Annotated in this window: 31 protein-coding genes and 2 pseudogenes; 19 read left to right on the top strand and 14 right to left on the bottom strand. The window is 70.9% G+C overall.

Annotated features, from left to right (window positions below):
- Positions 1–646: 646 nt before the first annotated feature.
- From WBK31_RS13285 to WBK31_RS13270, 4 genes and pseudogenes are all read left to right on the top strand, one after another.
- Positions 647–1,405: a peptidase inhibitor family I36 protein gene (locus tag WBK31_RS13285; RefSeq protein ID WP_364070646.1), complete on the top strand. Its 759-nt coding sequence runs from the start codon at positions 647–649 to the stop codon at positions 1,403–1,405.
- Between the two features lie 356 nt (positions 1,406–1,761).
- The gene (locus tag WBK31_RS13280; protein WP_364070620.1) at positions 1,762–2,502 is read left to right on the top strand and encodes a protein kinase domain-containing protein; all 741 of its coding nucleotides are present in this window, start codon (positions 1,762–1,764) and stop codon (positions 2,500–2,502) included.
- Positions 2,403–3,200, top strand: a pseudogene (locus tag WBK31_RS13275) (WD40 repeat domain-containing protein); the annotation flags it as partial. The gene WBK31_RS13280 and the pseudogene WBK31_RS13275, both read left to right, overlap by 100 nt.
- A gap of 8 nt (positions 3,201–3,208) precedes the next feature.
- Positions 3,209–3,364, top strand: a complete 156-nt coding sequence (locus WBK31_RS13270; RefSeq protein WP_364070617.1) for a WD40 repeat domain-containing protein — start codon at positions 3,209–3,211, stop codon at positions 3,362–3,364.
- 13 nt (positions 3,365–3,377) lie between these two features.
- Here the strand turns inward: WBK31_RS13270 and WBK31_RS13265 are convergent, their stop codons facing one another.
- Positions 3,378–3,773: a MerR family transcriptional regulator gene (locus WBK31_RS13265; protein WP_364070614.1), complete on the bottom strand. Its 396-nt coding sequence runs from the start codon at positions 3,771–3,773 to the stop codon at positions 3,378–3,380.
- Between the two features lie 61 nt (positions 3,774–3,834).
- Between WBK31_RS13265 and WBK31_RS13260 the strand changes: the two genes are divergently transcribed.
- Entirely contained in the window at positions 3,835–4,950 is a 1,116-nt protein-coding gene (locus WBK31_RS13260; RefSeq protein WP_364070612.1) for an alkene reductase, read from the top strand.
- Here the strand turns inward: WBK31_RS13260 and WBK31_RS13255 are convergent.
- Positions 4,931–5,173, bottom strand: a complete 243-nt coding sequence (locus WBK31_RS13255; protein ID WP_364070609.1) for a hypothetical protein — start codon at positions 5,171–5,173, stop codon at positions 4,931–4,933. The two genes, WBK31_RS13260 and WBK31_RS13255, sit on opposite strands and share 20 nt — an antisense overlap.
- Between WBK31_RS13255 and WBK31_RS13250 the strand changes: the two genes are divergently transcribed.
- Positions 5,172–5,300: a hypothetical protein gene (locus tag WBK31_RS13250; protein ID WP_364070606.1), complete on the top strand. Its 129-nt coding sequence runs from the start codon at positions 5,172–5,174 to the stop codon at positions 5,298–5,300. The two genes, WBK31_RS13255 and WBK31_RS13250, sit on opposite strands and share 2 nt — an antisense overlap.
- Positions 5,301–5,394: 94 nt before the next feature.
- Positions 5,395–5,574, top strand: a complete 180-nt coding sequence (locus WBK31_RS13245) for a hypothetical protein (RefSeq protein ID WP_406674925.1) — start codon at positions 5,395–5,397, stop codon at positions 5,572–5,574.
- Between the two features lie 55 nt (positions 5,575–5,629).
- Here WBK31_RS13245 and WBK31_RS13240 read toward each other — a convergent pair whose 3' ends face one another.
- The gene (locus tag WBK31_RS13240; RefSeq protein WP_364070603.1) at positions 5,630–6,043 is read right to left on the bottom strand and encodes an Hsp20/alpha crystallin family protein; all 414 of its coding nucleotides are present in this window, start codon (positions 6,041–6,043) and stop codon (positions 5,630–5,632) included.
- Positions 6,044–6,243: 200 nt separating this feature from the next.
- Here WBK31_RS13240 and WBK31_RS13235 point away from each other — a divergent pair, with 200 nt between their 5' ends.
- From WBK31_RS13235 to WBK31_RS13225, 3 genes are all read left to right on the top strand, one after another.
- Positions 6,244–7,221 carry an alpha/beta hydrolase family protein gene (locus WBK31_RS13235; protein ID WP_406674924.1) on the top strand — a complete coding sequence of 326 codons (978 nt, stop codon included), beginning with the start codon at positions 6,244–6,246 and terminating at the stop codon, positions 7,219–7,221.
- A gap of 85 nt (positions 7,222–7,306) precedes the next feature.
- Positions 7,307–7,789 carry a hypothetical protein gene (locus WBK31_RS13230; protein ID WP_406674923.1) on the top strand — a complete coding sequence of 161 codons (483 nt, stop codon included), beginning with the start codon at positions 7,307–7,309 and terminating at the stop codon, positions 7,787–7,789.
- Between the two features lie 162 nt (positions 7,790–7,951).
- Entirely contained in the window at positions 7,952–8,518 is a 567-nt protein-coding gene (locus WBK31_RS13225) for a GNAT family N-acetyltransferase (protein ID WP_406674922.1), read from the top strand.
- 158 nt (positions 8,519–8,676) lie between these two features.
- Here the strand turns inward: WBK31_RS13225 and WBK31_RS13220 are convergent, their stop codons facing one another.
- The gene (locus WBK31_RS13220) at positions 8,677–8,874 is read right to left on the bottom strand and encodes a hypothetical protein (protein ID WP_364070640.1); all 198 of its coding nucleotides are present in this window, start codon (positions 8,872–8,874) and stop codon (positions 8,677–8,679) included.
- Here WBK31_RS13220 and WBK31_RS13215 point away from each other — a divergent pair.
- A pseudogene (locus tag WBK31_RS13215) lies at positions 8,779–9,165 on the top strand (RNA polymerase sigma factor); the annotation flags it as partial. The gene WBK31_RS13220 and the pseudogene WBK31_RS13215 overlap by 96 nt on opposite strands.
- Before the next feature lie 133 nt (positions 9,166–9,298).
- On the top strand, positions 9,299–9,865 hold the full coding sequence (locus WBK31_RS13210) for a hypothetical protein (protein ID WP_406675585.1): 567 nt from the start codon (positions 9,299–9,301) through the stop codon (positions 9,863–9,865).
- A 7-nt stretch (positions 9,866–9,872) separates the two neighbouring features.
- Here WBK31_RS13210 and WBK31_RS13205 read toward each other — a convergent pair whose 3' ends face one another.
- Positions 9,873–11,885: an SUKH-4 family immunity protein gene (locus WBK31_RS13205; RefSeq protein WP_406674921.1), complete on the bottom strand. Its 2,013-nt coding sequence runs from the start codon at positions 11,883–11,885 to the stop codon at positions 9,873–9,875.
- A gap of 39 nt (positions 11,886–11,924) precedes the next feature.
- Entirely contained in the window at positions 11,925–12,125 is a 201-nt protein-coding gene (locus WBK31_RS13200; RefSeq protein WP_364070595.1) for a hypothetical protein, read from the bottom strand.
- Between the two features lie 26 nt (positions 12,126–12,151).
- On the opposite strand from WBK31_RS13200, the gene WBK31_RS13195 reads away from it, so the two are divergent.
- Together WBK31_RS13195 and WBK31_RS13190 are read left to right on the top strand one after the other, a co-directional pair.
- The gene (locus WBK31_RS13195) at positions 12,152–12,433 is read left to right on the top strand and encodes an NUDIX domain-containing protein (protein ID WP_364070593.1); all 282 of its coding nucleotides are present in this window, start codon (positions 12,152–12,154) and stop codon (positions 12,431–12,433) included.
- A gap of 101 nt (positions 12,434–12,534) precedes the next feature.
- The gene (locus tag WBK31_RS13190; RefSeq protein WP_364070591.1) at positions 12,535–12,672 is read left to right on the top strand and encodes a hypothetical protein; all 138 of its coding nucleotides are present in this window, start codon (positions 12,535–12,537) and stop codon (positions 12,670–12,672) included.
- An 83-nt stretch (positions 12,673–12,755) separates the two neighbouring features.
- Here WBK31_RS13190 and WBK31_RS13185 read toward each other — a convergent pair whose 3' ends face one another.
- Complete coding sequence (locus WBK31_RS13185) at positions 12,756–13,421, bottom strand: MOSC domain-containing protein (protein WP_378789380.1); 666 nt, start codon at positions 13,419–13,421, stop codon at positions 12,756–12,758.
- A 76-nt stretch (positions 13,422–13,497) separates the two neighbouring features.
- Positions 13,498–14,637, bottom strand: a complete 1,140-nt coding sequence (gene fxlM / locus WBK31_RS13180) for a methyltransferase, FxLD system (RefSeq protein WP_406675489.1) — start codon at positions 14,635–14,637, stop codon at positions 13,498–13,500.
- 189 nt (positions 14,638–14,826) lie between these two features.
- Here fxlM and WBK31_RS13175 point away from each other — a divergent pair, with 189 nt between their 5' ends.
- Complete coding sequence (locus WBK31_RS13175) at positions 14,827–15,390, top strand: DUF3558 family protein (RefSeq protein ID WP_364070584.1); 564 nt, start codon at positions 14,827–14,829, stop codon at positions 15,388–15,390.
- Positions 15,391–15,403: 13 nt separating this feature from the next.
- Here WBK31_RS13175 and WBK31_RS13170 read toward each other — a convergent pair whose 3' ends face one another.
- On the bottom strand, positions 15,404–16,285 hold the full coding sequence (locus WBK31_RS13170) for a lysostaphin resistance A-like protein (protein ID WP_406674920.1): 882 nt from the start codon (positions 16,283–16,285) through the stop codon (positions 15,404–15,406).
- Positions 16,286–16,330: 45 nt separating this feature from the next.
- Here WBK31_RS13170 and WBK31_RS13165 point away from each other — a divergent pair, with 45 nt between their 5' ends.
- A complete protein-coding gene (locus tag WBK31_RS13165) occupies positions 16,331–16,966 on the top strand; it encodes a TetR/AcrR family transcriptional regulator (protein ID WP_406674919.1) in 636 nt (211 codons plus the stop codon).
- Between the two features lie 123 nt (positions 16,967–17,089).
- Positions 17,090–17,839: a hypothetical protein gene (locus tag WBK31_RS13160; RefSeq protein WP_378789387.1), complete on the top strand. Its 750-nt coding sequence runs from the start codon at positions 17,090–17,092 to the stop codon at positions 17,837–17,839.
- A gap of 1 nt (position 17,840) precedes the next feature.
- On the opposite strand, the gene WBK31_RS13155 is transcribed toward WBK31_RS13160, so the two are convergent.
- Together WBK31_RS13155 and WBK31_RS13150 are read right to left on the bottom strand one after the other, a co-directional pair.
- Entirely contained in the window at positions 17,841–18,467 is a 627-nt protein-coding gene (locus WBK31_RS13155) for a response regulator transcription factor (RefSeq protein WP_364070575.1), read from the bottom strand.
- Complete coding sequence (locus tag WBK31_RS13150; protein WP_364070572.1) at positions 18,464–19,669, bottom strand: sensor histidine kinase; 1,206 nt, start codon at positions 19,667–19,669, stop codon at positions 18,464–18,466. The genes WBK31_RS13155 and WBK31_RS13150 overlap by 4 nt, the downstream gene beginning before the upstream one ends.
- 114 nt (positions 19,670–19,783) lie before the next feature.
- On the opposite strand from WBK31_RS13150, the gene WBK31_RS13145 reads away from it, so the two are divergent.
- Positions 19,784–19,963, top strand: coding sequence for a hypothetical protein (locus WBK31_RS13145; RefSeq protein WP_378789392.1), 180 nt, complete (start codon positions 19,784–19,786; stop codon positions 19,961–19,963).
- Between the two features lie 83 nt (positions 19,964–20,046).
- Positions 20,047–20,640: a TIGR03086 family metal-binding protein gene (locus WBK31_RS13140; RefSeq protein ID WP_378789394.1), complete on the top strand. Its 594-nt coding sequence runs from the start codon at positions 20,047–20,049 to the stop codon at positions 20,638–20,640.
- 170 nt (positions 20,641–20,810) lie between these two features.
- On the opposite strand, the gene WBK31_RS13135 is transcribed toward WBK31_RS13140, so the two are convergent.
- Genes WBK31_RS13135 through WBK31_RS13125 form a run of 3 tightly spaced genes read right to left on the bottom strand, consistent with a single transcriptional unit; the run spans position 20,811 to position 23,130 of the window.
- Positions 20,811–21,683: an alpha/beta hydrolase gene (locus WBK31_RS13135; RefSeq protein WP_364070564.1), complete on the bottom strand. Its 873-nt coding sequence runs from the start codon at positions 21,681–21,683 to the stop codon at positions 20,811–20,813.
- Positions 21,680–22,165: a MarR family transcriptional regulator gene (locus WBK31_RS13130; RefSeq protein WP_364070562.1), complete on the bottom strand. Its 486-nt coding sequence runs from the start codon at positions 22,163–22,165 to the stop codon at positions 21,680–21,682. The genes WBK31_RS13135 and WBK31_RS13130 overlap by 4 nt, the downstream gene beginning before the upstream one ends.
- 59 nt (positions 22,166–22,224) lie before the next feature.
- Complete coding sequence (locus WBK31_RS13125) at positions 22,225–23,130, bottom strand: NADP-dependent oxidoreductase (protein WP_406674918.1); 906 nt, start codon at positions 23,128–23,130, stop codon at positions 22,225–22,227.
- Positions 23,131–23,723: the final 593 nt, after the last annotated feature.

Below are 23,723 nucleotides of genomic sequence, written 5' to 3'. Positions count from 1 at the left end.
TCGTGGACACCCGCGCCCGGGTACCCGAGCCAACCGCCATCCGACCCCAGCTGAGGACGTACGAGTAGGGCCGGAAGCCCCCATGACCCCGACACCACGTAACCGCTGAGCAGGGACCAACGCCCCTGCCGGCCGCAGCGAGAATGCACCTGATACGTCTAGTGACATCATGGCGGCATGCCGTCCCGCTCGAGCTGAGGCTCGATCAGCCACACGACTCCTACGACATGGACGAGTGGGGCAAAGTCATCGTCGGTCCCGCCCCGGCGGACTTCCTAATGAGCCGCTTCCTCGGCCGACCGGTCCGGGCGGTTCACCGCATCATCGACCGCCATCCAGACGGAGGTCGGTATCCGGCTGGTGTTCGATCGCGGCGAGGTACGCATACTCAACCTGGGCGACGACCTGTCATCACCGACGCTGCCCTGCCGGAAGCACTCGAAGCCGAACTCGTCGAGTCGTCCGGCGACCGCTCACCCGAATGACGCCGCCAACGGCGGCTTTCGCTCGGAATCGACTGCAAGGAGCGCCTTTTCCAGTTCGGCGCTTGATCTCACCTTATGAGCACAACCCCAAGATAAAGGTAAGGCAAAGTCTCGATCAGCGGGGCGCAGATCGCCCATGCTGCTCACCACAATATGGCCGCATGAAAGTGCACCTTAATCAGCATCAACGATGGATTGTCGTCCTCATCATCGCTCTCGCCACGGTCATGACGGCAGTGAATTGCAGCAAGATCTTCGGCGAGAGCAAACTGGCCTCTCTGTGGTTCATTCCGGCAATCGGCTATGCGATCCTAGGGGTCGTTTTCGGCTCCTTCCTGGCTTCATCCGTCCCCGCCGATGAAGCCACCACGCGCGCCGGAGCCATCTCCGTTTCGATAGGAGCCGTGGCGGTCCTGGCCCTCGGCTCCACCTCCGCAGCTCTGTACACACTTGACGAACCTTCCAACACCACGCGGGGAGCCACGGCCAACCGGAACCCCGCCCCCATAGCCAGCGATGTTCCCAAGGGGAACATGGCAGCGCAGGGTAGCGTGGCCGGCCAAGGTAACGCGGCGGGTAACGGCAACATCATCGGCGATGGCAATGTGATCGAAGAGACCCACATTTACCAAAACACCGGCATCAATCCGCACCCGCCCTGCACAGAAGGGGCCATCTGCCTCTGGCCCGGTAAGGGCTTCACGGGAAAGATGTGGAAGTGGACTCCTGGAGAGGATAAAGACGGCCCTCTCCCTGACTATCTACAAGATCACCTCGGTTCGTTTGTTTCCGAGGCATACGGTTGTTTCGTGGACAGCGATGGGGACCAGGCCCCGCGCGAGGTGAAACCGACCCACCATCGCGGCAGGTACATCGAAACTTACGGCGCCGCGATCGACACCATCAAAGCACGCTGCTGATCCGATCGCAGATCGCGACGACAAGAACGGCCTCTGGCGCCACCAGGGGCCGTTCTCATGTGCGATGTGAGCCAAAAGCGGGCGGTTTGCCAAGGAGGGTCGCGTTCAGGGCCGCCCTGAAGCCGCCCAGCTCCACGTGGTAGAGGGCAAGATCGGGCCCGTCCTCGTAGGCCGCACGCAGGCTAGCGCGGGCCGAACGACGTAGTGATCTCAAATAGGGCCTACTGGCCGGTAGGTCGCTTGGTTTCCTGCCATGATCAAGCCGCGTCATGATGGCGTCACGCAGAGAGACTCGTTCATCTGCCCCCAAGAGACGGCCTCGTCCGTGGGCCCGGCGTTGATCGAGGAGAGAAGCGGTGGGAACGGGGGTCGTGGTGAGAGCGCTGTCGGGTCGGTACGAGCTGCTCGACCCGTTGGGGCAGGGCGGCATGGGGGTGGTGTACCGAGCGCATGACCGGGAGCTGGAGCGGACCGTGGCGGTCAAGGTGCTGCCTGCGCAGATGTTGCGCGATGCGGATTTCCTGGCCCGGTTCCGGCGGAAGGCGCGGGCGGCCGCCGGGTTGTCGCATCCCAACATCGCGACCGTCTTCGACATCGGGGAGGACGCCCAAGATGGGGAGCCGATTCCGTACCTGGTGATGGAGCTGGTGGAAGGAGAGACGCTGGGCGATCTGCTGCGGCGGACGCCTCTCACGCCCGCACAGGCCGGGCAGATCGCGACGGCCGTCCTGGAAGCGCTGGAGCACAGCCACGGACGCGGCATCGTGCACCGCGACATCAAGCCCGCCGACATCATGGTCCGCTTCGCCGACTTCGCCGACTTCGCCGACGGCCAAGCCAGGGTGAAGGTGATGGATTTCGGGATCGCCAAGCTCATGTCGGAGACGGCCACCCGGCTGACCTCCACAGGGATGCGGATCGGCACGCCTGCGTACATGTCGCCGGAACAGGCCGATGGCAGGCCCGCCGACGCCCGCACGGACCTGTACTCAACCGGATGCGTGCCGTACGAGATGCTCACCGGCCGCCCGCCCTTCACCGCGGACTCGCCCGCCGCCATGCGCTTCCAGCACATCTACAGCCGCCCTCCCGGCTGAAGCCGGATCTTGCCGCCTTCTGGGACGGGCTGCTGGCCACCGTGCTGGCTAAGGACCCGAAGAACGTCCCCAGGACGCCGCCACGATGCGAAAAGCCGTCGAAACCGGCTGAGCGGCCCCTGCCGCCGAGATACCGCCGACGCCCCCGCCTCCCGCGTCCGGGCCCACCATCCGGCTGGACAAACCCACGATCGCCGAAACGACATCGCACGTCCCGAGCCCCAGCGCACCCGGCTCTTCCGGACTCGGGCAGCGCTCTACGGTCGAAGCCGCAACGGACTCACAGGTCGCTAATGTGTCGCACCGGGCCCCGACCCGTCGCCGTCTGCTCACCGGGCTGGGCGTCGCGGATGTGGTCGCCGCTCTGCCGATCGCCAACTACCTCTTCGACCAGGACGATCCGGACCCAAGCCGATCAGAACCTCTCCCAGCCCGGAAGGCCCCCACGCCTAAGCCAACCGTCCCCGCCACCCTGCTGCACGACCTTCCCTTTGGCCACAGCGACTGGGGCCTTTCCGTTGCCTTCAGCCCCTGACGGCAGAATTCTGGCCACCGGCAGCGATGACGACACCGCGCGGCTGTGGGAGGTGCGCCCCACGTTGAGCATCGGCGACCCCCTCGAGGCCCCCGAAGGCATCGCCTCGGTCGCCTTCCCTCCCGACGGCAAAATCCTCGCCACCGGTAGCCGCGACGGCACCGCACGACTGTGGCGCGTCGCCACCCAAACCCTCATAGGCAGACCCCCATCGGCCAGTCGCTCGCCGGCCATAAGGGCGCCGTTTTCTCGGTGGCCTTCAGCCCTGACGGCAGATACCTGGCCAGCGCAGGCGAGGACGAAGAAGTGCTGCTGTGGCAGCTATGAACGCCTGGCGTCGCTAGTGACGGTCTGAGCCCTGGGTAGCGGCGGCGGGCGGGCGGCCGCCGGCCCTCTCGATCACCTCGTCCAGCACGTCCACCGACCGGAGCAGGTCCTGGACCTGGCGCATGATGCGCTCCCGCTCGACGGTCAGGTCGGCGACCAGCTGAGCGTCGGCGGTCTCGGACGGCCCGCCGTCGGCGTCACCCATGCACGGCAGCAGCTGCGCGATCTTCGAGCTGCACAGTCCCGCGCTGTACAGCTCCTGGATCCGGATGACACGGTCAACAGCGCTTTCGGGGTATTCGCGGTGGCCGCCCGGCGTGCGTTCGGCGGTCAGCAGGCCCTGCGTCTCGTAGTAACGCAGGGAACGCTCGCTCACGCCGGTCCGCCGGGCCAGCTCACCGATTCGCATGATCTATCTCACATCGTCCGGGGTTGAATCTGACATCAGTGTCACATTCTACGGTTTCGCCATGAACGAGACAGCACTCACCTCAGACCTGTTCACCCCGTACCGGCTCGGCTCCCTGACCTTGGAGAACCGCCTCGTCATGGCGCCGATGACCCGCACCCGCGCCGCCGACGACGGTACCGCGACGCCGCTCATGGCCACCTACTACGCCCAGCGTTCCACGGCCGGGCTGATCGTCGCCGAGGCGTCCACCCCGAACGCGGTCGGCAAGACGTACCCGAACACCACCGGCATCCACACCGACGCCCACGTGGCCGGATGGCGGCAGGTCGTCGAGGCGGTGAAGAGCGCTGGCGGGGCGCCGATGTTCCTGCAGATCCAGCACGGCGGCCGCGTCGGGCACCCGGACAACAGCGGGCTGACGCCCGTCGCCCCCTCCCCCATCCCGCTCCCCGACACCATCCACACGCCCACCGGCCCCAAGGAGGCGGTCGTGCCGCGCGAGATGACGCTCGAGGACATCCGCACCACCATCGGCGACTTCGCCGCCGCCGCCCGCCGGGCGATCGACGCGGGCTTCGACGGCGTCGAGGTGCACGGCGCCAACGGCTACCTGCTCCACCAGTTCCTCGCGCCGAACACCAACCGCCGCACCGACGACTACGGCGGCTCGGTGGCGGGCCGCATGCGGTTCGTGGTGGAGGTCGTGGAGGCCGTCGCCCAGGCCATCGGCCCCGACCGGGTGGGGCTGCGCATCTCCCCCGGCAACACCGTCAACGGCATCGACGGCGCCGACGCCGACGTTCTGTACCCGCAGCTCGCCGGGACCCTGGCCGACCACGGGCTCGCGTACCTGCACATCGTTTTCGCCGATCCCGGACGGCCGCTCTTCGAGCGCATCCGCACGATCTGGCCCGGCACGCTGATCGCCAACCCGACGCTGCCGCAGGACCAGATCCCCGCCGACGGAGGCAAGAACGCAGCCGAAAAGCTGCTGACGGCGGGAGCCGACCTGATCGCGCTGGGCCGTCCGTTCCTCGCCAACCCCGACCTGGTCGAACGGCTGCGCACCGGCGCCCCCGTCAACCCGGTCCGCGACGGCCTGATGTACCAGGGCGGCCCTGATGGCTACATCGACTACCCCGCCCTGCCGGCACTCACCGCAGCGGGGGCATGATCGGCGTTCGGGAGCGGGGCGGGCACGCCCAGGAGCAGCCGGACGGCGCCGCGTTCCCGCCCCGCTCCGGCAGGTGTTCGCCGACCGGCGCGGCCACGGTCTCCAGGCGCTGCAGGGACGCGCGCTTGTAGCGGGCGACGATCTCGGCGGATACGTTGCCTTCAGGCACGCTGCCCTGCGCGCCGACGAGGTGCCTTCGGTTCGTCAGAGGGGAGCCCGGCATGGGCAAGAGCTGGACGACCGCCGACATCCCCGATCAGAGCGGGCGGGTGGCCGTGGCGACCGGGGCCGACACCGGCCTGGGGTTCGAGACGGCCACTTCGCGCTCACCGGGCTGCTGCTGGATCTGATGCTGCCGGTGCCCGGCTCGCGCGTGGTGACGGTCAGCAGCAGCGGCCACCGCCTCCGCGCCGCGATCCGCTTCGACGACCTGCACTGGGATCCGTGCTCGGCGGCCAGTACTACGGCCCCGGCGGACCCCTGGAGATCCTCGGCCATCCCCGGCCGGTCACGTCGGGCCCCGAGTCCTACGACATGGCCGTCCAGCAGCGGTTGTGGGCGATCTCCGAAGAGCTGACCGGGGTGACGTTCCCCGTGCCCGGGCGCGCCGGCGTCCCCGGGTGAACGCGCCCGGGTGCGGGCAGGCCGGCCCGCCCGCACCCGGCCAGGACGCCGGACGTCAGTGCTCGATGGCGATGCGCCGCCCGGCGGCCTTCTTCTCCTCGGCCAGCCCCACGCTGACCTCCAGGACGCCGTCCTTGTACGTCGCCTTGACGTCGTCGGCCTTGGCCCCGGCGGGCAGCGTCACCGAACGCGACAGCGACCCGTAGGCGAACTCGGAGCGGTGCGCCTCGGTGGTCTTGCGGGTCTTCTCGGCCCGGATGTGCAGCATGCCCTCGTCCACCGTGACCTCGAGATCCTTGTCGGGGTCGATGCCCGGCAGCTCGGCACGCAGCACGTACCGGTCGTCGTCGATGTAGTCCTCGATGCGGACGATCTGGCCGAACGGCCGGAACCCGAACATCGGGCTCTCCATCCATTCCAGCAGGTCCGGGAACGGCCACCTGATGTCCTTGCGCTCGGGCAGGTTCATTGCGACCTCCTTTCTCGGTGGTACGCCTCCAGGTCACCACCTGGGAGGGCCGCGTCCCTAGAGGAGAAGGCCTCAGGCCACCGGGACCATCGTCACTCGCCGCCGAGGACGACTGACCCACACACGCCCCCGAACTATCGCGAAGAAAATCCGCACGGACAAGCATTCAGAGTTCGGCCGCTCTCCAGCAGGCTGGACGCATGACGCACGACAAGAACCTTGCGAAGGACCCGTCCACGTACGCCGCCGGCTTCCCGGCGCCCGACCCCGAGCCCGTCTTCTCGTACCACCCCGTGCTGATCGACGTGCCGCAGCGCCCGGTGCCGCTGGCGGTCCGCGTGACGGCTCCGGTGAACGGCACCGACCTGCCGGTCATCGTGCTCTCCCACGGGCACGGCCCCTCGACCTTCGTGCCCTCCTTCTACGGGTACGGCCCGCTGGTGAACTTCTGGGCCGCGCACGGCTTCGCCGTCATCCAGCCCACCCACCTGGACGCCACGTTCCTCGGCCTGCGCGAGGCCGACGACCCGGATGCGCCGCTGTACCTCAAGTGGCGTGCGGACGACCTCAGCCGCGTCGTGGACCACCTCGGCGAGATCGAACGCGCCGTTCCCGGCCTCGCCGGACGCCTGGACAGCAGCCGCATCGCCGCCGTCGGCCACTCCGCCGGCGGTCAGACGGTCGGCCTGATCTCGGGCGAGACCTTCATCCGTGACGGGGCGACGATCGGCGCCGTCGACGAGCGCTTCGGTGCCCGCGTCATGATCGCCGCCCCCGGCCGGGGCGAGGACATGAACGGCCCGGCGGCCGAGCCGTACGCCGAGCTCACCACCACCAGCTTCGACGGCATGACGCCGAAGGTGCTCGTCGTCACCGGCGAGAAGGACTACAACCCGTTCTTCTCCGACCGGCAGGACTGGCGGCGCGACCCCTACACCGCTGCGCCGGGGCCGAAGGTGCTGCTGGAGTTCTTCGAGGCCGAGCACGGTCTCGGCGGCATCTCCACGTTCGACGCCGCCGAGACCACCGACGAGAACCCCGACCGGGTCGCCGCCGTACGCGCGCTCATCTGGGCGTACCTGCGCAGCGAGCTCTACCCCGGCGACCCCGCCTGGACGAACGCCACCGCCGTGCTCGCCGGCAGCGCCGCGCCCGTCGCCCGCGTCGAGTCGAAGTAGCCTCTCACGGCCGCCACCGCTGCAGGACGGTCAGGTACGTGCTGCCGACGATCTGGCCCGCCCGCAGCCGGTCTAGCCTTACCGCATGACCGTGGAAGATCGGCTCGCCACCATCGATCACCTGCTGGCCCGCCCCTTCCCGAGCCAGGAAGAGCGCCTGGCGCCGCCCGGCAGGACGTGGGAGGGGTATCGCTCCAGCGGTCCCCGCAGCCACGTGACCTGCCTGGCGGCCAGCCAGGACTTCTGGGACGACCGCAGCGAGGAGGCCGTCGAGGCCGCCGAGGACGAGATCGCCGCCGCCTTCGAGGCGCTGGCGGCCGCGCTGACCTCACGCTGGGGCCGTCCCGAAGTCGTCGATCTGTGGCCGTATGTGGAGGACGAGATCGCCGCACCGCCCGAGCCGGTGAACGAGCTGAGCACCTACAGCAGCAAGATGTCCGTGTGGCGTCCGGGCACCGGCCGCTGGGTCGCACTCACGGTCGGCCAGGCCGACCCGGAGTTCCCGATCGTGCTGCTCGCCGCCGTCGGCGAAACGTCTTCTCTCGATCGCGGCGCCGCCCTCCCGTGAACCAGCAGCGGCTCACGGGAACGCGCTTCGCGCCACATGCATGAACCGACCGCACAAACCGCTTGCCGGCCACGAGCCGACGTTGAAGAATCGCCAACGTGATCTCCCACTGACGCGACCACCGCCGTCCGGACATCGCCGACCACATGGGAGATCCCTGCCTTGCGCCACGCCATTGGCGACTACACCGCTGAAGACGAGACGGCCTGGCTGCGCTGCCGCGTCCTGTCCTTCCTGACGACCGCCTCTTTCGACGACGTCGTCACGAGCAAACTCACGATCCCGGCCCCGGGCTTCGAACGCGTCGCAGAGAGCGGCGGCACGCTTACCGGCATCATCGACGTCGCCATCGACGGTGACCTGGCCACCATCGAAACCATCGCGGTCCACCCCGACCATCAGCGCCGGGGCATCGGCCGCGCCCTCCTCCGCGAAGCCCGTGCCCGAGCCCGCGAGCTCGGCGCGCGCACGCTCGACGCCTGGACGAGGGACGATCCGGGCACGTTGCGCTGGTATCGAGCCAACGGCTTCACCGAGAGCGAGCACTACCTTCACGTCTACGCGAACTACTCCACCGATCCCAGCGAACCGGACCGGGCCATCGGCGAGCGCCGGCCAGGGCTCCCGCCCATGGCGGTCTTCTCGCATGCCAGGCTGGAGGACGAGCAGGCGCTCCGCGCGCAATTCGCTCGAGTCCACATCTGCCGGCGCTTCGTGTCCACGCTCTGACGCGCTCTCCGAGCCTCATGCCGGTCACAGCCGCGGGCCGAAGGTGACCGGGCCGGCGGCGAACGTCCGTGAACACCTGGGGCTCCTGTGACAAGACACAGGTGACATCTCGAAGGGAGTCCAGTGTTGAAGACAGATCATCTATGGTGACCGACACGTCACCGGTGGTGGTGGACTCCGAGATCATCGCGGATGCCCTCGATGATCCGGAGAAGTTCGCCGTCCTGTTCGACCGGTACGCCGGGACGCTGTACAGGTACATCTCCTTCCGCCTCGGCGCCGAACTCGCCGAGGACCTCGTCGTGGAGACGTTCCTGATCGCGTTCCGCAGGCGCGGCACGTACGACGTCAGCCACCGCGACGCCCGGCCCTGGCTGCTGGGCATCGCGACGAAGCTCATTTCCGGCCACCGCAGGGCCGAGGTCAGCCGCTACCGCGCGCTGGAGCGGCAGAGCCCGGCCCGGCCCGTCGAGGGACCGGAAGAGGCGATCACCCGCTATCTGACCGCCCAAGGGTCGCGGACGGTCCTGCTGAACGCGCTCGCGCGGCTTCCGCGCGGCGACCGGGACGTCCTGCTGCTGGTGGCCTGGAGCGACATGACGTACGAGGAGGCCGCCCGCGCGCTCGGCATCCCGGTCGGAACCGTCAAGTCACGTCATCAAGGAACTGGAGCACGAGCCGCCGCCCGCCGCCCTGGCCCGGCAGCGGCTCCGGCTCATCGAGGAGGCGGCCGCTCCGGCCCGCCGCACCCGGCCGCTGCTGACGTGGCGGCGGTTCGCGATGGGCACGGCGGTGGCGGCCGCCGTCGCGGCGGGCGTGGCCGTGCCTTCCCTGCTCGGCCCCGGCGATCCGGCGTACGCGCTGACGAAGAACGGGGACGGGTCGATCAACCTCAAGATCTACGAGTTCCGGGACCCCGAGCGGCTCGAACAGGAGCTGATGGAGTGGGGCGTGCGGGCCGACATCACATACCTGCCGCCCGGCAAGCGCTGCGGGAACGACCGCGCGCCCGTCCTCGAAGGCGACGACGTCCGCGCCACCAAGGAGGAGCTGCTGAGCGACGATCCCGCCACGAAGGCCAGGGTCCGGGAGAGACTGCAGCGATCGCCCTCGTACCAGGCGATCCGCCCGAAGGACGGCATCACCATCTATCCCCGCCACATCCGGCCGGGCCAGATCGCGATGATCGAGGTCATGGAGAACCCGGCCCCGCCGTCGGCGGGACGTCCGGGGGTCCTCTGGGAGTTCACGGGGCGGCTGACGACCGGCCCGATCGCGCCGTGCCAGGTCGTGGACGACCCGTCGGCGCACGACGTCGGCGACGCCACGCCGCCGCCCGGCAGCTGACCCGCGTCTAGGTGAGGAGCGTGTAGTCCTCCAGGGCCGGGGGCCAGAGGGCGTCCTCGCCCGCCATGGCCTCCGGCTCGTACGTGTGCAGCTCGATCGCGAGGTCGTCGGCGCACCAGTAGGCGGCCTCGCGGTGGGCGTCCCGGCCGTCGCACCACAGCCTGCGCGCCCGGTGGATGACGTACATGAAGTACGCGTACGACTCGACGCCGCGGTGGGCGACGCGGGCGGTCTCCAGCCCTTCGCCCGCCTCGTACACCAGGCCGGTGCGGCCGTCGAGGAACAGGTACCAGGTGTTCATGTCGTCGAGCAGGAACAGCGCGCCGAGGTCGTCCGGCAGGCCCGCGCAGGCGCGCAACTCGTCCAGGCTGTCGGGCCACAGCTCGGACATCGGCTCGGCGAAACGGTCGAACGGCTCTTCCCAGAGGCCGCCCGCGGGCAGGCCGACCTCGGCGAGGAAACGGCGGGTGGGCTCGTGTGCGATCGCGGGGTGGATCTCGACGTCGCGCGGCCGGTGGACGCCTTCCGGGCCGTACAGGTCCTCCAGCAGTTCGCGGGTGACCCGGGTCGGAGGGCGGCAAAGCGACAGCGGGGTGACGGTGCCGGGACCGCCCGCCAGGCGCTCGTGGTGGGCGAGGTGCTCGCTGACGTACGTCGGCGGGGACAGCTCGGCCGACGCCGGCCAGCCGCGCATGACGGCGGCCAGCTCCCCGTGCGCCGACGCGGGCGGGGAGACGAGTTCGGCCAGGGCGGGCAGGTCGATGGCGTACGCGGGCAGGCCCGGCTCGGACAGGGGCAGCCGGGACGCTGCCTCCGCCACACCACGGGCGGCGGCCTCCGGGTCGTCGCGGTGCCGGCCGCAGTGCAGCAACCGCCACAGGTACGGACCGATCGGGACGAGGGCGAGCGCCAGGGTGCCGGCGGCGGCGCGGGCCTCCGGTGACAGTCCGTCCAGCCAGGCGCGCGCCACCCGCACGTCCATAGGCAGGCCCGGCCCTGGGTCGGCGCCTTCGGCACGTGCGGCGAGGGCGGCGAGCCCCGGTGAGGGGTACACCTGGTCGGCGGTGAACGGCGACCCCTCCACGCGCTGGGCGTCGTACCAGGCGGTGAAGGCGGCGCGCTCGGTGGCGCGCGGGTCGTCCAGGTCCAGCACGTACGCGGGCAGCCCGAACCCTTCCTCGGCGTCCTCGCGGCCGAGCTCCACGACCAGGCGGACGTGCGGGTTCGCCGCGAGGGGAAGAACCACCTCGGCGTACGCGCGCTCGGGGTCGTTGCTCCTGTGGGCGTCGGCCACGGTGACGAGCACGGACCGGTCGATGGCGTCCAGACCGGCGCCATCGCCGAGCTTGAGCTGCCCGGCCAGCTCGCGTACGGCGTCGCCCGCGTCCATCCCGCGCAGGCGGATCGCCGCCTCGTCCGGCCCCGGATAGCCCGACCAGTCCCAGATGCCGGAGTAACTGAACCAGGCCAGAAGCCGCGTCTTGCCGACGCCCGGAGAGCCGGTGACGACGCAGATGCGCGGCCCGTACGGGTCCTCCCGCCAGCGCATAAGGGCGTCCGCGGCGGGATCGCGTCCGGCGGCGGGCTCGTCGCGGATGCCGCGCCCGGGGTGCGGCTCCACCCAGGGCGGCGCGGCGTCCAGATAGTCGGGAACGTCCCGCGCGTCGCCCCCCAGCAGCGCCCTGACGAACACCGTGACCGCCGCATGGAACTCGGGCATCATCGACGCCGTCTCCGCCCAGTCCTCCCTGACCTCCGTCACGCACGGCTCGTTCTTGTTCCGGAGCAGGAGCATGGGGTCGCCGTCGTGATCCTCCGACAGCGCGTTCAGGTGCTCGAAGAACCGCTCCTGGACCATGCGCAGCTTGCCGACGTGCTCGCGCAGCCGCTCCGCCTCCGGACGCTCACCGGCCGCGGCCAGCAACCCGTCGAAGTGGGCGATCCGCACGTCCGGCCAGGGCAGCCCGACGGCCCGGTACGCGGCGGAGAGGTGGGAGGGGAGGTCGCGGGGCTCTTCCATGGTGGCGACGATCTTATGGGTGGCCGCCGTGGCCCGGCGTCACCGGGCGGCCTGGGTGCGTCCGATGAGGTCCGGCACCGCCTGCCGGGTCTCGCGCAACACGGCCAGGCTCTCCTCTGCCGCCGCGGCGACGGGCGCCGGGCGGGGTGGCGTTGCGGGTTCGAGGAGCCGCGCCATGGCGTCGGCGAGCACCTGGCCGGGGTCGGCGGCACCTTGCGGGCCCTCTCGGGTGCCGGTCACTTGGACCTGCTGGGCATACCGCATACATGACCGCACCCTTCGCCCGCGTCAAGATCCGTACGGGCGCTCTCGTCTTCTGCGGCGCGCACGTGGCTCTGATCCGCCGCGACCGCCCGACCGGCTCGCACTACACACCACCCGGCGGCAACGTGCACACCGGCGAACACCTGATCGCCGCCCTCGGCCGCGAACTGACCGAAGAGCTCCGCTCGACCTCGCCGACGCGACACCACCCGAGCTGTGCTGGATCCAGGACCAGCTGGTCACCAGGCCCGGCCCCACCCCGCCGCCGCGCAAGCTCCACCTGATCTTCCGCTGTCACATCACACCGGACGTACGCGACCGTCTCGCCACGATCGAGTACGACGACCTCCCGGACGGCGGCACCGAGCCCGGCACCATCGAGTGGGTGCACTACCGCGAGGTCGCCGAGCTGCCGCTGTTCCCGCTGATCGGCCCCGCCGTCAGCGCACTCCCCGTACCGGACGCCCCCGCCGGCAACCCCTACCTGCCGCCGATCACCGACGCGACCTACACCTGGCGCTGAGTACTGGGCTTGATCGCCCTGAGGACCGTCTCCTCGCCGAGTCGCTTCATCCACGGCGCTCGGGGAACGTCCCACCCCACCGCCTACGCCTTCCGTGCCTGCGCGGCGATCCGCCGGCGGGCCTTGGCCCTGTCCGGCTCCGGCAGCGCGTCGGCCGCCTCCAGCCGCGGAAGCAGGTCCGGCTCCGAGGTCATCGCGCGGAAGACCAGCTCGACGGTCACATCATGAGCGGGACGGTGGACGACCTCCACGAGGTCGCCGGCGCGGATCTCCCCGGGCTCGATCACGCGCAGGTACGTGCCCGGCCGGGCCGCCTGCGTGAACCGCTTGATCCAGCCCTTCTCCTCCAGCCAGCCCTCGAAGGTGCCGCAGGGGATGCGCGGGCACGACACTTCGAGGACGACGTCCGGGCCGATCCGCCAGCGCTCGCCGATCAGGGCGGCGTTGACGTCCAGGCCCTCGGTCGTGAGGTTCTCGCCGAAGACGCCGTTCGGGAGCGTCCGCCACATCTCGGTCTCCCACGTGTCGAGATCCTCGCGGGCGTACGCGTAGACGGCCTGATCGTCGCCGCCATGGTGCTTCACGTCATAGACCCGGTCACCGGCGAGGCCCACCGCGCCGGTCCCCTTGGGGCCGGGAGCGGCGACGGCGACCGGACCGTCAACCGGCCGCTTGTCGATACCCGTTGCCTGCAGGCCCTTCCACGGGTTGGGACGGGGGCGGCCGATGTTGACGGAGAGCAGCTTCATGCTCTCGACGCTACGGGTGCTCCCCCGATGCGGGCGAGTCCTTGTCGCGCCGTCTCCGTAGACCTCGCGCCCGCCGTCAGCCTCCCACCGTGACGAACACCCTGCTGTGCGTCTTGTCGGCGGTGATCATGGCGTTCGGTACGTCGGGGCTCCCCGCCGGGCGGACTTCGATGCGCAAGGACGCACGCTCGTCGCGGGCGCCGTGCCAGGCGCGGATGCGGCCTGCGACGTCACCGGCCAGCCGCGCCGCGCCGGGCCCGTACGCGCACGCGCCCAGCTCGATCATCTTCTGGCCGGTCTCATGGGGAACGTCGCGGCGGATCAGGTACGCGAAGCCGTCGGCGGTGTAGCAGCCCATGCTGCCCCAGCGCCAAATCGGCGCGACCAGGCCCACCTCCCGCTCAGGGGCCGAAACGAGCACCCGGCAGACCCGTGTCGCCTCGCCGGCCAGCCAGAAGTCCAGATGCTCCGGCGACTCGTACGGCACCACAACCCCGGACCAGACCAGGGACGGCGCACCGGTCAGCGCCGCCCGAAGCGCGCCGACGTCGATCGGCTGTCCGTCATCGACGCCAAGCCACACCCCACCGTCGGCGTCCAGCTCCACCCGGCTCTCCGTCACCGCCGACGAGCCCCGCATCGGGATGAACCCGCACACGACGATCGACACGCTGCGCCACACGTCGCCGTCGAGTCCCAGCGCCACCGACCGGGTGATGCCCCGCATCCGCAGCGGCACGACGAGCCGACCTCCGGAGGCGAGCTGCTCGCGCCACGCGGGCGGCACGTCCCACGCGCCCGCCGTGACGATGATCCGGTCGTACGGGGCGTTCCCGGCATGGCCGGCCGCGCCGTCACCGTGCACGACCTGGACCCGCTCGTATCCGGCCGCGGCCAGGCCCCGACGGGCGCCCGCCACGATGCCCGCGTCGATGTCGACCGTGGTCACCTGCCCTCGTGGCCCGGCCAGCTCGGCGAGCAGGGCGGCGTTGTATCCGGTGCCCGCGCCGATCTCCAGGATGCGATGGCCGGGCCGGACGTCGAGCTGCTCCAGCATCTCCGCCACCGTCCCGGGGCGGACGCACAGCTGATCGCCCTGCCGGTCTCGTCCCGGTGCGTGACGACCACGCCGCGCCCGTACGCCTCCTCTAGCGGCGCCTCCGGCACGAAGACGTGCCGGGGCACGGCCCGCATCGCCGCCTCGACCCGCGCTGATGCGATAGCACCCAACCTGACCAGATGATCGACCATCTCGTCACACAAAGTGTCAGCGGTCATGTACGGAGCGTACGACTCCGATGGGAGGCCGTCACGCTCGGGAGCGGTCCCGAGGCGGAAAGATTAGGCTGCCCGGGTGACTCGATCAGCGGACGCACCGTCCACCGGAAACCGCCGGATCCCGGCCATGGCCCTGCTGGTGGCGTTATGCGCGGTGAGTGCGTGCGGCGCGCAGGGCGGCGGCACCAGCGAGGAACGACCGGCCGGCCTCACCGCCTCTGCGACGCCGAGCGCGACGGGCACCCCGGCCCCGACCGGCTCCGCATCGCCGTCGAGCACCGCCGTCGGCGGCAAGCTCACCCTCTCCGAACTCGCCCGGAATCCTTGCCGTGCGATTGACGAGGAGGACAGGCTCGGCATCGTCATCAACGATTCGGAGCCGAACAACGGCCGCCAGTCCTGCCGGTGGGCTGCGTACAGATATGTGGTGGCCTTCATCCCGCACACGTCCACGGATCTGACGAAGGCCGCGAAGTACCGGCACCTCACGCGAAAGACCATCAGCGGCCACCGGGCGATGCTGGGCGTCAGCGAGGCTCTTGACAGGAAGATGTACCGTCTGTTCGTCTCCGCCGGCAAGAAGCAGTCCTTCGAACTCCAGGTTCTTCCGGTCAACGAGGGAACGCAGCCGGTATCCCCCACCACCGTGGCCACCCGCTTCGCCAAAGCGATCCTGTCTCACCTCCGGTGAGTCCTGGCCGTGATCACAGAGCGGTGAGCAGGCCCAGCAGGGTGGGCGCCGCGTTGATCGCGCCGTGGACGGTGAGGATGGGCCACATCAGCCGGTACCGGCTCCACAGGTAGCCGAGGAACAGTCCCTGCACGCCCTGGTGGACGACGACCGTGGCGAGGTCGGTGAGCAGGTCGCCGGTGCCGTGGATGCCGATGCGCCAGGCCGCGAAGGGCAGGCTCGCCAGCACGATGGCGGGCCGGCGGCCGATGATGTGCTCCCATCGGGTCTGCAACCAGCGGCGGTAGAAGGCCTCTTCGAGCAGGGCGTTGAGCGCGAACACCACGATCATGGTGAGGAGCAGCGCGGCGGGGCTGAGGCCGTCCGTCCAGGCGCTGTCGCCGGACGGCCGGGCGAACGGCCCCACGGAGGAGAGGACGAGCCAGACGGCCACCGGCACCACCGGCCCGAAGCGCGTCCAGCCGCCGCCCCGCCCCCGCGCCGGCTCCCGGACTCGTATCAGCCGGAACAGCAGCACCGGTACGGCCAATAGCAGGACGAGCTTCAGGACGGTGTGCGCCGGTTCGGGGGCGAAGCCGTTGTCCGCCAGCATCCGCAGCGCCGCCGCGAACAGCACGCCCGAGGCGAGCAGGACGCCCGCTTGCAGGCGGAGCTCCCGCGTCACCGGCAGACGGGCCCTCCGGGGCGGTGAGGGCATCAGCCGGGTGAGCATCAGTCCGGCGAGGGCGGGGATCCAGATGTGCCACATGGGCCTGGTGCCGGTGTGATCGGCGGTGTAGCGGATCTCGCCGCCGACGGTCAGCGCCAGCCACAGCGCCGATCCGGCCATCACGGCCAGGCCGCCGATCAGCACGGCCAGGCCCGGCAGGTGGTTCTGCGGCGATTTTCTCAGCACGCTTGTACTGCAAAGGAAACAGTACAAGCGTGTGATAATAAGAGGATGCCGAAGATCGTCGATCATGCGCAGCGCCGCGACGAGCTCGTCCGCGCCGTATGGGAGGTCATCAGCAGGGAAGGCATCGAAGGCGCCACGGTGCGCAAGGTCGCCGAGGCGGCGGGCGTCTCGGTCGGCGGGCTGCGCCACTACTTCGACAGCCAGCGTGGCCTGCTCGCGTTCGCCGCGCAGGCGGTCGGCAGAAGCGTCGCCGCCCGCATCGCCGGGCACCTGCACGCGGACCTGCCGGGGCCGGAACGCGCCCGGCTCATGCTCGAAGAGCTCCTCCCGCTGGACGGCAACCGCCGCGTCGAAGTCGACGTGTGGCTCGCGTGCCTGGTCCGCTCGCGCATCGACGAGTCCCTGGCCGATCTCCACCGCAACGCCTGGGCCGCCGAACGCCACATCTGCCGCCTCGCCATCGCCTCCTGCCAGGACCTGCCCGCACCCGAGATCGGCCAGGAGTTCACCGATACCGGCCTGGAACGGCGGGCCGCGCGGCTTCACGTGTTCATCGACGGCCTGACGCTCCAGACGGCCACCTACCCGCGCAACTTCACCCCGGAAGACATCCGGGCCGCCGTCCGCGACGAGCTGCGCCTGCTGACCGAGGCGCGACTACCGACCGAGCGGGAGACTTAGCCGGCCATCCTGAGATGATCGCGGCCTTTATGCCATTTTTCGGGGTCGGTTGATTGTGTGGCGCACGTTGCGTTGATCGATTTCTCAGGGAGCGACGTGAAGGCCAAAGCCGTACTGACCGCCATGACCGCATTCCTCTGCATGTCCGCGCTCGCGGCCGCCGCGTCCGCGAGCACGACCCCGCCGGACCCCGCGCCGGGCGGGCCGCAGCGCCCGTACGAGCCGGACGTCGAGGGCACCCGGAACCTCGACTCGCTCACCGTGACCGCGACCCAAGGCCCCGGGCGCAGCGTGACGATCGCCTTCGACCGGCGCAGCAGGGCCGAGACGGGGCAGGTCCCGGCCGGGCCGCGCCGGTTCGTGTTCCTGTTCGACCGTACGGTGCGGTTCAACCCCGAAGCGTTCCCCACCTGCGCCCGCAGCGTCATCGAGGAGCGCGGAGTGAACGCCTGCCCCGAGGGGTCGCGGATCGGCGGCGGGCAGGGGAAGACGGCCGACGGCAAGACGCAGGAGGTGCACGCGTTCAACACCAGGCTCGGACGCGGGCCGGGCCTGCTGGTGGTCATCCCGGACACCGGCGTGATCCTGGAGCAGACGCTGGAACGCGTCTCCGACCCGTACCGCAAGGACTACCGGTGGGCCTGGGACGAGATCATCCCGCCCACGTCCGTGCCGCCGCAGGAGCGGGCGGGCACCACGCGCTTCCAGCTCTCGTTCGGCGCCACCATCGAGCACAAGGGCCGCACGGTCGGGTTCGCCGAGACCACCGCCAAGCCGGGTGATGTGCTGTCGTTCGGGCTGTGGAGCGAGTTCGTGACCGGCCAGGTCGTCCTGCCCACCGACCGGACGAGGCTTACGAGCGGCGGCCGATAGCTCAGGGGCTGCTCAGGATGCCCCTGGCGATGGCGGTGGTCACGGCGGCGGTGCGGTCGGCGACCCCGAGCTTGCCGAAGATGCGCATCATGTGGCTCTTCACCGTCGCCTCGCTGATGAACAGCTCCCGCCCGGTCGCCGCGTTCGACAGGCCGCGGGCCGCGCACTCCAGCACCTGGATCTCCCGCGCGGTCAGCGAGGGGCCGCCGCCCTGCGCCCGTGTGGCCAGCTTGGCGGCGACCGGGGCGGCGAGCACCGTGCCGCCCGCCGCGGCCGTGCGAACCCCGGCGACCAGTTCCTCCGCCGAGGCGTCCTTCAGCAGGTAGCCGGTCGCGCCGGCGGCGACGGCGCGCAGGATGTCCCCGTCGGAGTCGTACGTGGTGAGCACGACCACCGCCCCGGCGCTCCCGCCGGCGACGATGCGCTCGGTGGCCTCGACGCCGCCCAGTCCGGGCAGCCGCAGATCCATCAGCACCACATCAGGGGCGGCGTCCGCCGCCAGGGCGACCGCCTCCTCGCCGGTGCCGCACTCCCCCACGACCGCGAAATCCGGCTGCGCGGCCAGCAGCGCCCGCAGTCCCTGCCGCACGATGGGATGGTCGTCGACGATCAGCACTCGTACGGTCATGACGGCAGCTCCACCTGGACCACCGTTCCGGTACGCCCGCCCGATCCGACGCGCAGCACCCCTCCGACCTCGGTGACCCGGTCGCGCATGCCGCCGATGCCGAAGCCCGTGCCGGCGTCATCCGGGTCGAAGCCCTGGCCGTCGTCGGCGATCCGCAGGGTCACGCCCGAGGCGCCGTATCCCAGCGCGGCCTCGAGCCGCGTCGCCCCGGAGGCGTGCTTGCGTACGTTGGCCAGGGCCTCCTGGGTGACCCGCAGCAGCACCACTTCCTCGTTCGGAGTGAGCCGCCGGGGCGTGCCGTTCACCGTGAAGCGCGTCTCCAGCCCGGTCTCCGCCGCGAACCGCTCGATGAGCCCGCTCACGGCGTCCGGCAGCGAGGCGTCGCGGAGCCGCGGCGGCGGCAGCGCGGCGACCAGGGCGCGGGCCTCGGCCAGATTGTCCATGGCGGTACGGCGGGCCTGGTCGAGGTGGGTACGGGCGTCCCGGTCGCGTTCGCACGTGCCCGCTTTGGCCGCTTCGATCAGCAGCAGCACGCTGGTGAAGCCCTGCGCGAGCGTGTCGTGGATCTCCTTGGCCAGCCGCTCGCGTTCGGCCAGCATCCCCGCCTCCCTGCTGACCTCGGCGAGCTCCGCCCGCGTGGCGGCCAGCTCCCCGACGAGCCGGGCGCGCTGCCGGCTCTGCTCGATGATCCGGGTGATCCAGACACCGAGCACCAGGGCCGCCACCAGCGCCACCGCCGCCATCAGCAGCGCGGAGCTCAGGTCCTGACCGTACGCGTCGCTGCGTACGATCATGACCGCCGCCGTCGACGCCACGCTCGCCACCGTCACGGCGACGGCTCTGCGCAGCGGGAGCAGCGCCCAGATGTGCGGGTACAGCATGAACGACATCAGCGCACCCTGCGGCGCCACCGCGAACAGCGCCGCCGATAACGGCACCGCGCCGGCCAGGTAGACGACGCCCAGCCGGCCGCGCTCGCGGTGCAGGACCCGGGCGCCGGTGGCGGCGTACCAGCAGCACAGCATCGCGAGCAGCGCGAGACCGGAAGCCCGCTCGACGCCGGGTGGCGCACCGTCGCCGGTGACGATGAGGGCGCCGGTCAGCGCGGCCAGTACGGCGAAGGCGAGATGCCAGCCGGGGACCGTCCGATGCCAATCGTCCTGTCCCGCATCGACCGGGCCTGTGAGGGAGTCGCCGAGCATCCCGCCAGTCTGACAGCCGGCGCCCGCCGCCCGGTATCCACCTTTCGTCGGAATCAGCGTCCCGTCCATCGGTGTCTGTCCCGGACTCGCCGGGCTCGGGCAGGCTCAGCGTTCATGAACGCGAAACTCTCCGCACGAGTCCTCATAGCCCTGTCCATGATCTACGGCATCACGGTGGGGGTGCTCGCCATGCTCGGCGTCGGCGGCACCGCCATGACCACCTTCATCATCGTCGGCGCCATCGTCGTCGGCGGCCTGTGGGCGATCCGCGGCATGCTCGCCGGACGCGGCTGACCATGGCGCGCACGGCGCGGCGTTCGTCCGCTGATGTCAGACTCTCCTCGAGGCGCACCGGCTCGAGGACGAGGAGAGCGACGATGGGTGAGATCGCCGACCGCTACCGGCGGCGCGCGGACGACTTCGAACGCAAGGTCGCGGCCGTGCGCCCCGGCCAGTGGGATGACCCGTCCCCGTGCGAGAAGTGGACCGCCAGGGACGTCGTCCAGCACATCATCGACATGCACGACGTGGTGCTGCGCGAGCTCGGCCGCACACCCCGCACGGCGCCGTCCGTGGACGAGGACCCGCTCGCCGCGTTCCGCGCCGCGCGGGCCGCCGTCGAGGAGGTCCTGAACGACCCCGCGCCGGCGAGCGTGGAGTACGAGTCGCACGGCACGAGAATGACGGCCGAGCAGCACATCGACAAGGTGCCGAGCGACGACATGCCGCTGCACGGCTGGGATCTCGCCCGCGCGACCGGCCAGGACGACACGATCGACCCGGACGACGTGGCCCGCCACTGGGCGGCGCTCACCGACATCCCGCCCGACCTGATGGAGAAGTACCGGACGCCGGGCGCGTTCGGTCCCGGGGTGGAGGTGTTCGGCCCCGAGGTGCCGGTCGCGCAGGACGCCTCGCCTCAGGACCGGCTGCTCGGCTTCATCGGCCGCGATCCGCGCTGGACAGCCTGACCCTGCAACTGGTCACCTGAGGGCCGGCCGGGCGATCCGGCCGCGACCCGCGCACCGGTCACCTCATGGTCAGCCGGGCGACGCGGCCAGGCTCGCTCCGGCCGCCCGGCAGGCGCGGTCGCTGGTGCGGCTCCGCGCTCCACGCGCATCGAGGCCTCATGCCGGGCGGCCTAACCCGAGTGATCAGCTCCGTCCACGCTCAGGAACTCCGCGATCAGCGCGTTCACCTTCTCCGGGCACTGCCGGTTCGACCAGTGCCCGACCCCTTCCAGCAGCTCGAACCGGGCGCCGGGGATCAGCGCGGCCGCGGCCCTCGTCCGGTCAGGCCGCACGCCCACGTCCTTGTCCCCCTGGATGAGCAGCACCGGGCAGGTGATCTCGTGCAGGCGGGGACGCAGGTCCACGCGCATGCGGAACGGGCCGATGGAGTCGTTCTGCCAGTCGGAGGAGCCCGCGCCGCCCGCCCGTACCTCCTCGACGATCTCGTCCACGATCTCGTCGAAGTCCGGCACCGGCCCCGCGAACAGCGCCCTGCGCGCGAACGCCGCCACCTGCTCGCGCGTCCTGAGCAGCGCGCCCGGCAGCGTCCTGTTGAGCAGCGGCAGCTTGGCCGTGAGCCACAGGAGCTGGTGCACGACGGGCGGGAACGACAGGATCCCGGCGGGCGCGAGCGCCACGAGCCGGTCCACGCGGCCCGGATGCTCGATGGCGGTGGCCAGCGCGAGCGCCCCGCCCTGCGAGAGCCCGACCAGGGCGGCCGAGCCGAGGCCGAAGTGATCGAGGACGTCGGTGACGCAGCGCAGCATGCGCTCATGCGTGGCCCGGCCCTGCCATGGGCGGCTCTTGCCCTGCTTCGGCCAGTCGGGCGCGAGCACGAAGTGGTCCGCCGCCAAGACGGGGATGAGCCGCCGCCAGCTCAGCATCGCGTTGTCCACGCCGGCCCCGCTGAGCAGCACCACCGGTGGCGCGCCCGGGTCGCCCGCGACGTGGACGTGCAGGCGGCCCTCGGGAAAGGTCAGGTACGTGCCGCGCGGCTCGCTCATGCGCCGTCCTTCGCCTTCGCCCGGTGCGCCTCCCATCGCTGCCACATCGCCGGCAGCTCCCCTTCGAGGAAGCGGTAGAGCTCGTGGACGTTCTCCAGCCGCTTGCGCCGCCCGGGGTCGCTGCCGTCCAGCACGCGCAGCCCTTCCTCGGTGATCTCGCGGAAGGCCGCCGTCTTGGCGTAGCGGGCGGCCAGCATGCGGCTCCAGCCGTCGGGGGCGATGCGGAAGTACTCCTGCCGCTCGCCGCGCCGCCGTACCCCCTCGACCAGGCCACTGGGCGTCAGAAGCCTGGTGGCGCTGCTGATCGAGCTGCGGCTGACGCGCAGCACCTCGGCGAGCTGGGCGGCGGTCTGCTCCGGCGGGTCGCAGATGAGCAGCCAGCCGATCACGCGGCCCGCGATCAGCGGCATGCCCTCACGGGAGAAGAAGATCGCGACGTCGTCGACGAACTCGAGCTCGGCGTCGGTGGGGGTGTCCTCCATGTCGCCACATTACGGTTATTGCAGTCATTACTGCAATAACCGTAATGACGGTGATGTGGTCAGATGCAGATCACGACCTTGCCCCGCGTACGCCCCTGCTCGGCGTAGGCGTGCGCCGCCGCGATCTCTTCGATCGGGTACGTACGCTCGATGCGCGGCGTGTACCGCCCCTGCCCGCCGAGCTCGGCCGCCTCGGCGAGCAGCGAGGAGTCGTTCTCCGCGTTGATCACCCGCACGCCCAGACGCTGCGCGTTGGTGAAGTCCGCGACCGTCGTCACACGCTCGGGGTCCCCTGTGATGGCGACGAGATCGTCCAGAGAGCCGGAGCCTGCGGCGTCCAGCACGACATCGACACCGCCCGGAGCCAGGCGGGCGACGCGCTCGGCCAGGCCCGGCCCGTACGTGGTGGGCACCGCCCCGAGCTCTTCAAGGAACGCGTGATTACGCTCGCTGGCCGTCCCGATGACAGTGGCACCCCAAGCCACCGCGATCTCCACCGCCGCACTGCCCACGCCCCCGGACGCCCCCTCGATGAGAATCGTGCGCCCCTGCAGCGGACCGAGCGCCTTCATACCGCGCATGGCGGTGACGGACGCCAGGCCCGCGGCGGCGGCCTGCTCGTCGCTCCACGTGGCGGGCGCGTGCGCCCACGCCGACAGCACGACCAGCTCCGCCGTCGCCCCGGTCACGCCGCCCAGCCCGAAGACCCGATCCCCGACGCTCACCCCCTCGACGCCCGCACCGATCTCGTCCACCACCCCGGCGGCGTCCCGCCCGGGAATCGCCGGCAGCTCCACGGGGAGCACCTCGCGCACCGCACCGGACCGCACCTTCCAGTCGACCGGGTTGACGCCGGCCGCCGTGGCGCGGATCCGCACCTCGCCAGGCCCCGGATGCGGGTCCGGCACCTTCTCGATCACCAGGGTGTCCACGCCGCCGTACTCGTGATAGCGAACTGCGCGCATGACGAAACCGCCTCTCTATACGTGGGGATGAATGCTCGGCGACCGCCGAGGCCCCCCACGCTAAAACCTGACGTTGGCGTCAGGGGCAAGTCGATCGAGCAGCGGAAGTCCAGGCGCTCCAGCGTCAGGCCACGACGTGGCCACTACCGCGACCTCGTCACTCGATGGTCGTCCGAACCGGCCTGCGTCACGTGGTGCTCAGCCCTCACCGTCGAACAGGTCGCCCGCAGCTTCGGCGCGGCTGACAAGCTGGGAGCGGGGCGGCGCGATGACCGGCTGGGTCGCCCGCGATGGGGGTTCTGCGCGGTCATGGCGGCGCACGGCGAGCCGGTGCTCGACCCCGTGTGGCCTCCCCCGCCGCCTGAGGGGGTCGGTGCCGTGGCTGCGGCCGCTTCGGCGTGGTGTGCGAGCCGCCGCCCGCCGGCCCGGCCGCGGTCGAGCCGGCCGCCGGTTCGCGGCCCGGCTCGCCCCGGTCGACTACGCGGTGACGGTGCATGAAGCCTGGGGGCGGTGCACAAGGCGCTGTACGACCTGCACGGCGTACAGGAGGTGGTGACGTCGGGCCGGCCTGCCCACCCCGGCTCCGGCGCGAA

The organism is Nonomuraea sp. N2-4H (genome assembly GCF_045291505.1).
Classification (GTDB): Bacteria; Actinomycetota; Actinomycetes; order Streptosporangiales; family Streptosporangiaceae; genus Nonomuraea; species Nonomuraea fastidiosa.
Note: the sequence above shows the minus strand (reverse complement) of the source record. Positions and strands in the feature narration are given on the sequence as shown.